The sequence below is a fragment of the Pelagicoccus sp. SDUM812005 genome (genome assembly GCF_031127875.1).
Lineage (GTDB): Bacteria > Verrucomicrobiota > Verrucomicrobiia > Opitutales > Opitutaceae > Pelagicoccus.
Window position 1 is genome coordinate 1 of sequence record NZ_JARXIA010000044.1, and the last position, 6,394, is coordinate 6,394.

The 6,394-nt window shown below is 53.3% G+C and carries 5 protein-coding genes; 4 read left to right on the top strand and 1 reads right to left on the bottom strand.

Annotated features, from left to right (window positions below; translation table 11 throughout):
- Window positions 1–384: 384 nt before the first annotated feature.
- Complete coding sequence (locus QEH57_RS24350) at window positions 385–1,509, bottom strand: hypothetical protein (RefSeq protein ID WP_309009417.1); 1,125 nt, start codon at window positions 1,507–1,509, stop codon at window positions 385–387.
- A 421-nt stretch (window positions 1,510–1,930) separates the two neighbouring features.
- On the opposite strand from QEH57_RS24350, the gene QEH57_RS24355 reads away from it, so the two are divergent.
- From QEH57_RS24355 to QEH57_RS24370, 4 genes are all read left to right on the top strand, one after another.
- Window positions 1,931–2,290 carry a hypothetical protein gene (locus QEH57_RS24355; protein WP_309009418.1) on the top strand — a complete coding sequence of 120 codons (360 nt, stop codon included), beginning with the start codon at window positions 1,931–1,933 and terminating at the stop codon, window positions 2,288–2,290.
- Window positions 2,287–2,829, top strand: coding sequence for a DUF1016 N-terminal domain-containing protein (locus tag QEH57_RS24360; RefSeq protein WP_309009419.1), 543 nt, complete (start codon window positions 2,287–2,289; stop codon window positions 2,827–2,829). The genes QEH57_RS24355 and QEH57_RS24360 overlap by 4 nt, the downstream gene beginning before the upstream one ends.
- 153 nt (window positions 2,830–2,982) lie before the next feature.
- Entirely contained in the window at window positions 2,983–4,167 is a 1,185-nt protein-coding gene (locus QEH57_RS24365) for an SIR2 family protein (protein WP_309009420.1), read from the top strand.
- Window positions 4,164–6,203, top strand: a complete 2,040-nt coding sequence (locus tag QEH57_RS24370) for a helicase HerA-like domain-containing protein (RefSeq protein ID WP_309009421.1) — start codon at window positions 4,164–4,166, stop codon at window positions 6,201–6,203. The genes QEH57_RS24365 and QEH57_RS24370 overlap by 4 nt, the downstream gene beginning before the upstream one ends.
- Window positions 6,204–6,394 lie beyond the last annotated feature (191 nt).

Sequence of the window (6,394 nt, forward strand, 5' to 3'; positions counted from 1 at the left end):
GCCAAAAACGCTCGAAATCAGCTCGAAGCGTCGAAACGAAGAAGCAGCCAGGGATGCTCTCTTTCAAAACGACTGCCGTGAATTATTCAGGCTAGAGCATTTTTCGTTGGATCATTCGCATAAGGTAGGGCGGGCCCGCCGGGCACGCCGCGTCTCCCTCATCACACAGCACGACTAACTAAACGAAAAACGCTCTAGGCGCCCCAAAACGTATCCGGAATCGCAATACTGACTACGATTAAGGTACCGACCTCGGACGCCCCCACGCCCGCGGGCGCGCCAAAGGACTATAAAGACCGCATTGCAAATGGTTGGCTAAAACGGCATCGCCTCGGTCCCACCTGTGATCGCCAAGCCTGCGAAATCCTGCACCCCTACCCGAAGCTACGAAACGAGCACTGCCTTCATCAGGGCAACGATGTACTCGCTCTCCTCCTTCTCGAGATGGGCTCCGATCTTCAGATCCATCCGGTCGCTTTGCAGCTGTATCGGATGGCCTTGTAGGTTGAAAGGCCGACGACTGTTGCCACGGACCAAGCCCGAGCTCAGCTCTTCGATCTCCTCCGCCTCGATCTCGACGCGTTTCTTAAGAAGCCAACCTCTTTCGTGCACGAGCCGATGCCGGTCCACCTGGAACGACTCGGAAACCTTCAAGGCCCCTATCCACATGCGAAGAACAAAGGACAGCGGAGCCGCCATGAACAACGCGATGAACCCAACGAAGAGGAAAGAAAACCCGTCGACGCTTTCTTGATCATTCAGAAACGGCAACAGCATGCCGAAGAACGGAAACGCCAGGAAAACGGCAACGCCAAGGGTCGGCACCAAAAGCCACGGCCGGAACCCCAGGGGAGGGATCTTTACCGACAGGGAATACTCATCGAACTCCACCTTGGACCGCATCCCAAACGGCACCTCCGGGATGTCGTTACGCAAAAGCCCTTTCCGAAAGCGATCCTTCACGCTCATATCCAACTCGACATGCTTCCGGCGCACTTCGCCAGCTCCCGAGCGATCCACGATATCGACTTCCAGAAACTTGGCGATCGCCTCCGCCTCCCGCCGCGAGTTAGATCCCTTGCGCTCTTCTGTTACTTTCAGCTCGCCGCCTTTCTTCAACGTCAGCTTTACTGGATACACCGAATAGGACGAATTCTTGGATCTGCGAATTTCATGCGTGATGGTCACGAGTTCGATATCGCCGAGCGCATAACGCTTGGTCCTCAGTGGAACCAGCAAGCCCCACCAAGAGGCAACTTCTCCCTGCCCCTTATCGATCCTCAAGCCAGAGCGATAAAACAAAATTCCCGCTCCCACCGCAACGAAGATACCTCCAAACGGCAGACCGAAGAAAAGCGGCAAATCCCCATCAATCTCCCCAATTGCGATCAGGATCGTAGCAACGATAACCCCGAGGCCCGCCAAGAAAAACGGCAAGCCAAACAAGCAGGCGCACCCGCCCCCATACTTCTTTTCAAAAACGTTAGAGTCTAGGGATTCAAGCGGCATAACAATTGGTATCGCCACCCTAGTCCCAACCCAGCCTCCGTCAACGCCAAGCCTAGTCCCAGAGCCTAAGAGAACATCCAGCAAGTCGCTTTCGAGTGATCGACTAACTCGACGTCCTCAACTCCCCCGAATCCAGTAACGACATTGGACGCGGGCTTTACACCCGTCCCGCCCACACCCCGATCCAACCAGCGCCATGCAGCCCAACGACCTTACCCCACCCGCCTGGCCAATCTAACCAAGCAGGCCTAAGACCAAGACTTCGCTGTATCGATTTCCTCGCTACGCAAGACCTCACTCCCAGCCTCCCACCGCGACTCAATACAGCGCCTCGATAACTAGAAAAGATTCTGGCCATTCTCCGCATAGCCCACTACCAAATCTCCATCTCCTGTTACTCTAACGATCCAACTCTTGCCTCATGCCAAATCCAGGAATCCCCGGCGATAGCAGTACCCTCCTGCTCGGTGCCCACACCCCGCCTGCCGCCGAGATAGAAGCCGTACACGCCGGCCTTGCCAGCTACCGCAGCCTCAGTATTCGCCGAGTCTATGGCCATTGGACGAGGACCGGGCAACAGGTCAAGAACGATACCGACAAAAAGATAAAGAGCGGCAGCAAGCTAACGAGCCTTCTCCGCCTCAGCCGCTACATCCACACCAGCGACGCCGAAACCTACCGCCCCATCGCGGATATCGTCGAGGATCTCAACGTCATCGAAGCGGAGGCGAAGGAGACCGACGAAGTCCTGCGAAAAATCCTCAAACAACTCGGGATATGAGCAAGAAGGATCACCTCATCGAACCATCCGACACGCTGCTAATCGAGTTGCGCGGATTGATCACCGATGCCCGTCAACAGGTCGCGCAGGCTGTCAATGCGACCCTGACCATGCTCTACTGGCAAATTGGGAAACGCATTCACCAGGAAGTTCTCAGGGAAAAGCGAGCGGATTACGGAAAACAAATAGTCGCCTCGGTGGGGCGACAATTGGCCGCTGAGTTTGGTCCCGATTTTGGCGAGAAAAACCTCCGTCGCATGATCCAGTTTGCCGGGACGTTCCCCGACGAGGAGATTGTCGCCGCACTGCGGCGACAATTGGGCTGGACCCACTTCAAATCGCTCATCCCGCTCAAGAATGATCTCGCCCGCAACTTCTACGCCGAGATGTGCCGCGTCGAACAATGGAGCACCCGGACCCTCGCCAACAAGATCGACCCCCTCCTCGGCATTCGCTTCGTCGCCTCCGAATATCCCACCGGCAAGACCCACGCCGGCCGCCATCGACACCCTCGAAATCGACAAAGCCCAAACCCGTAATATATCCATACGTTCGATACGATTACGTGGTTAATCCATATGAAAAAACGTCAGTGACACTACATACTCAACGAACCACATCGCATAATATCAATAATCACGCGTTGCCCACTTTTTTCCGCTTCCCTGAGGCTTAACTCAAAGAATGAATCTATGAACGTACATAATCCAGACCAGTATATGGCGAGCTTGCGCCAGATAATCGCTCAAGGTAGAAAACGCATTGGCTTGATTGTCGGAGCCGGTGCACCGGTCGGGATCAAAAAAACAGATTCGGACGAGTCGCTAATTCCGGCAGTTGAGGGATTGACCAAAATCGTCCTTCAGACTTTGGAGGAAAAGTACAAGGGCACATTGGAAGGGATTGTGGCCGAACTAGAAACCCCAAATATCGAAACAATTCTGTCACGAGTCCGCAGCCTCGCTGGTGTGATCGGCAAAGCTAAAGTTCATGGGTTGGACGGGCCTGGCTTTAAGGATCTTGGGGATGCGATCTGCACCGAAATTGGCAAGATCGTTAACCAAGATCTCCCCGCAGGGACATCGCCATATACGGAGCTAGTGGCTTGGATAACAGGCACAGATCGCCCCCATCCAGTAGAAATATTCACAACCAACTATGATCTGCTTTTTGAACAAGCGCTCGAGCGATCAAAGACGCCGTTTTTCGACGGATTTTCGGGAGCTAACGAACCGTTTTTTGATCCCTCCTCTGTGGCAAGTAATGATCTGCCTTCCCGATGGGTCCGACTTTGGAAAGTGCATGGATCTCTCGGATGGGCGACAAACGCAAAAGGAGAAGTAATCCGAGCGGGCCAGAGACAAGCGACACACCTCGTATTTCCAGAGCACCTCAAATACGACCAAACTCAGAAAGCTCCTTATTCAGCTCTTTTCGATCGCCTCCGAGCTTTCTTGATGACCCCAGACACATTATTGATTGCTACCGGCTTCTCATTTGCAGACGCGCATATTTCAGCACGCATAGACGAGTGCCTGGCGGCGAATCCCACTGCTAGCGTATTTGCATTTCAATACAAACAACTAGCAGATGAAGTTTATGCAGCGGAGATCGCGATGCGTCGCTCAAACATGAGCGTGTATTGCCCGGATCAAGCTATGATAAACGGTATCGCCGCTCCATGGCGCCCCGGCAATCCACCAACTCGGGATTGGCATTCCATCCGCGAAGGCTATTGGTCAAGTGGCGGAGGAAGCACAGCCGGCCGCTTCGAGCTGGGTAGCTACGATCGCCTTGCTCGCTTCTTTGCATCGTCAGGATCTACTCAATACACTCCGGACCAATCCCCTGAAGTTGAAGATCCAGAATCCGCATGAAAACTCAACCAACACTCCTAGGGCACGTGGGTGCAGTGTCAGGTGCAAAAATTAGCGTCCTGCAGTCGCCAGCAGTTTCTTCCGGGATTTCGATTATAGGCGGCAAGAGCTACAAAATCGGACAAGTAGGAAGCTTCGTGCGAATCCCGCAAGGCTACCATGACCTCTACGGCCTCGTTTCTGAAGCGGGAGCCAACGCTACCCCCGATGCATTACTAAACTCCGTGGGTGGAGGTAGTGAGCGGTGGATTACCGTGCAATTAGTGGGTGAGGTGATGGGGACATCCTTCGAACGCGGTATAAGCCAATATCCCAACGTAAATGATGAAGTTCACCTCGTCACAGAAAGTGATCTTGCTGCGATCTACGGAGTTGAAGAACAAGGACAAGTCGTAGTCGGACGATTGGCAAGTGCAGACGGAATTCCTGTAAAACTCGATTTGAACAAGCTTGTTACCCGCCACAGCGCTGTTCTTGGCTCAACCGGATCTGGGAAATCAACCACCGTTGCGAGTCTTCTGAGGTCCATCGCATCAGGAGTCGAGGGGAGTGAAGCAGGCTTTCCAAGTTCACGCATCCTTCTCCTAGATATTCACGGCGAGTATTCGCACGCGCTATCTGATGTCGCAAAGGTATTCAGAATTAGTCCGGAGCCAAATCAAACACAGCTAAACATTCCATTCTGGGCCCTTGATCCCAACGATTTGCTGAAGTTTCTGATGGGTGGACTCGATGATAAGCCGCTAACCGCCATTCTGGACAAGGTCTACGAATACAAAAACGAACCGGCGGCGTTGCATCCGCGAGCAGGGCTGAATATAGCCTCCATGACGTCCGATACACCGCTGCCGTTTAGCCTCAAAAAGCTTTGGTTTGAGTTACTGGAGCCAGAGGTAAAGACCTGGGAGGATACTGCTCGTTCACAACCAGCTCTTCTTCAGGCGGGGAACGCAAACACTGTCACACCTCCTAAATACAAGCCTCACGGCGCCGGTGCCACTCCTCCCTTCATAAACCAGGTAGGAGTTTTAGGGATTCGGCGTCCATTGGATCAGTTGAGATCAAGGCTCCTCGACAAAAAATATGATTTCTTGCTTCATCCAGGAGACTGGGAGCCAGACCTCGATGGGAATGTTACAAAGGATCTCGATGCTCTTTTAGAAGACTGGTTGGGTCATGACAAACCTATCACCATATTGGATCTGTCAGGAGTTCCTAGTGCTGTCTTGGAGCAGCTGATAGGTGCGATTCTTCGAATTCTCTACGAAGCGCTATTTTGGGGGAGAGATCGATCCGAAGGTGGCATCGCCCGTCCATTGTTAGTCGTGATGGAGGAAGCACATCGCTATCTCTCAAAAGAAGCAAAGGGGCCCTCTCGTTCCATGGTTCAGCGGATTGTTAAAGAGGGACGGAAATTCGGCGTTGGAGCAATGATCGTCAGCCAACGCCCTTCCGAGGTCGACGAGACGATTCTCTCCCAATGCGGCACGTTTGTTGCCATGAGGCAGACAAATTCGTCTGACCGAAGCAAAGTGCAGGCTTCTCTACCCGATAACCTCGCTGGAATTGTGGATAGTCTGCCCGTGCTCCGAACCGGCGAGGCCATCATCACGGGGGAAGCAGCCCGACTACCAGTTCGATGCCGAATTTCACTACCTCCCGCGGGATCCAGACCAAACAGCGAAGATCCAGAAGTGGCGAAAGCCTGGATGGCGGATCGGCGGCGAGAGAACTACGACCACCTCGCCGCCTCGTGGCGAGCACAGAACCCACGCTGGGCAGCCAACAGAATTCCCCGAACACCAATACCTCAACACCAAATTGAAGCCATGGAAAGAGCAGCAGTTACATCATCAAACGTCGTCTCCTTAGGATATGACGCCACTACGGAAACGCTTGAAGTCGAGTTCAAGAATGGAGTCTACCAATACTACAACGTCCCTCAACCAACCTACGACCAGATGATGGAGGCGGAGTCGATTGGCAAGTTCCTGAACGTATACATCAAGCCGGTTTATCCATGCGCTAAAGTGTAATTCGAACAATGCCTAAACCCGGAGAACACAAAACCGTCCAAGCTCGGATCCTCGCATACGTCAAAGGTCAACTGAAGATGACATGGGAGGGGAACTAAAGATGACATGGGAGCAGTTGTCAGTCGTGAGCGATCACGCTAACGGTTCCCGTGTATGAAGCAGAAAACTACCACTCCCACGTCGAAGAAGCA